The organism is Clostridium sp. E02, from assembly GCF_003833015.1.
Taxonomy (GTDB): Bacteria; Bacillota; Clostridia; order Lachnospirales; family Lachnospiraceae; genus Lacrimispora.
Genome location: NZ_RJLQ01000070.1, coordinates 1 through 439, shown reverse-complemented (window position 1 = coordinate 439; position 439 = coordinate 1). Strand labels below are relative to the sequence as shown.

At 43.7% G+C, this 439-nt stretch carries 1 rRNA gene; it reads right to left on the bottom strand.

The features are described from left to right. Positions 1–8: 8 nt before the first annotated feature. Positions 9–126 (bottom strand): 5S ribosomal RNA (gene rrf, locus EFT72_RS18975). Positions 127–439: the final 313 nt, after the last annotated feature.

Sequence of the window (439 nt, the reverse complement as noted above, 5' to 3'; positions counted from 1 at the left end):
AAAAAATAATCTGGCACCCACCTGCTCTCCCATGCCGTCTCCAGCATAGTACCATCGGCCGCTTAGGTCTTAACCATCGTGTTCGAGATGGGAACGGGTGTGTCCCCTAAGCGCATCGGCACCAGAATCATTATGTCTTTTCTGGTATTTCTTTATTTAGTTATTCCATGATTGCACCTCCAAAACCTTCGGTTTTCTTGGTCGCATCTGTAATGCTTATGGAGCAAGTCACTGTCTTCCGTCCGTAAAATAAACTTTTCCGAGCTTCATTCTATGCCTTTCTCCGCAATCATTTCTTACTTTGCGAAAACTTAAGACTCAACAGTATATAAAACCCTCACCACTCTCACTAAATTCAGCCTCACCTTACGGCTTCGCTTCATTAAGTGTTCGGGTGGGCTTTCACACTAAATTCGGTATTCCCTCATTAAGTGTTCAA